Raw genomic sequence first — 1,530 nt, forward strand, 5'->3', positions numbered from 1 at the left:
TGGGGAAGTTGTCGTGGTCGGTGATGATCACGTGCCGCCCGGGCCGCGCGTCCAGCGCCGCCGTCACCAGCTTGTACAGGTTCACCGTGGTGTTGTCGGTGACGATCACCTGCCCGGGCGCGGCGCCGACGAGCTCGCCGACCACGTCACCCGCCTGGGTCGGCAGGTCCACCCAGTGGTCCCACGACCGGGCCAGCGCGGTGCCCCATTCCTCGCGGAGCATGGTCTGCATCCGCGCGAAGACCGGCAGCGGCAGCGCGCCGAGCGAGTTGCCGTTCAGGTAGATCAGCGAGGGGTCGCCGAACATGAACTGCCGGCGGTACCCGCCCAGCGGGTCCGCCGCGTCCAGTTCCTCGGCGCGCGCCCGGTCCAGCGATACCTGCGGCATACCGCACACCCTAACCCGCCCCGCGGGCTGGTCAGGCCTTGATCCGGGTCCCTTCGCGCGAGCCGAGATGAGCGGTCACCCGGCCATCTTAGTGGCTCCATGTAATCAGTTGTGTACAGAGAGCAAAAGCAGGCGCGCTGGCAGCCGGTCGGCTCGAATTGACGAGTGTGCTTGAGCCCACTATGTTCGGGTTTAGCACTCACTAGTGTAGAGTGCTAACGCGACGAGGCAGTCTGACCCCCGCGACGGCAGGCCGCCACGTTCGCCCTCTCTAGCAACTCACCATTAGCCTTTCCGGAGGGGGAGGTCAGACGTGTCGACCGCCACCAAGGTAGTAATCAAGCCGCTCGAAGACCGGATTGTGGTCAAGCCGCTCGAGGCCGAGCAGACCACGGCGTCCGGACTGGTGATCCCGGACACCGCCAAGGAGAAGCCCCAGGAGGGCGAGGTCCTTGCGGTGGGCCCGGGACGCTTTGACGACGCAGGGAGCAAGCGAGTGCCGATCGACGTCAAGGTCGGCGACATCGTCCTGTACAGCAAGTACGGCGGCACCGAGGTCAAGTACTCGGGCGAGGAGTACCTGGTGCTCTCCGCTCGCGACGTGCTCGCCGTCATCGACAAGTAGTTAAGATTCGCGGTTCGTGGGGCAGGACACGGGTCCTGCCCCACCGACTGCGTCGGAACTCGAACCAACCGTAGGTTGTTGAGGAAGAGTCAATGCCCAAGATCCTGGAGTTCGACGAGGACGCCCGGCGCTCGCTGGAGCGCGGCGTCAACAAGCTCGCCGACGTCGTGAAGGTGACGCTAGGCCCGCGTGGCCGCAACGTCGTACTCGACAAGAAATGGGGCGCCCCCACCATCACCAACGACGGCGTGACCGTCGCCAAGGAGGTGGAGCTGGAGAACCCGTACGAGAACCTCGGGGCCCAGCTCGCCAAGGAGGTCGCCACCAAGACCAATGACATCGCCGGGGACGGCACCACGACGGCGACGGTCCTGGCCCAGGCGATGGTGCACTACGGGCTGCGCTCAGTGGCCGCGGGGGCGAACCCGATGGACCTCAAGCGCGGCGTCGACGCGGCGGCCGCCGAGGTTTCCGAGCGGCTGCTCAAGTCCGCGCGCGATGTCGAGGAGCAGACCGA

The 1,530-nt window shown here is 66.6% G+C and carries 2 protein-coding genes and 1 pseudogene; 2 read left to right on the plus strand and 1 reads right to left on the minus strand.

What is annotated here, in order from left to right; translation table 11 throughout:
• Nucleotides 1–388 (minus strand): annotated as a pseudogene (locus VGS97_RS20640) (kynureninase); the annotation flags it as partial.
• 313 nt (nt 389–701) lie between these two features.
• Here VGS97_RS20640 and groES point away from each other — a divergent pair.
• A complete protein-coding gene (gene groES / locus VGS97_RS20645) occupies nt 702–1,013 on the plus strand; it encodes a co-chaperone GroES (protein WP_326855248.1) in 312 nt (103 codons plus the stop codon).
• Nucleotides 1,014–1,105: 92 nt separating this feature from the next.
• The coding region (locus VGS97_RS20650; protein ID WP_326855249.1) for a TCP-1/cpn60 chaperonin family protein at nt 1,106–1,530 on the plus strand (425 nt) is incomplete at its 3' end.

Origin of the sequence: Actinocrinis sp. (genome assembly GCF_035946395.1) — a bacterium.
GTDB lineage: Bacteria > Actinomycetota > Actinomycetes > Streptomycetales > Catenulisporaceae > Actinocrinis.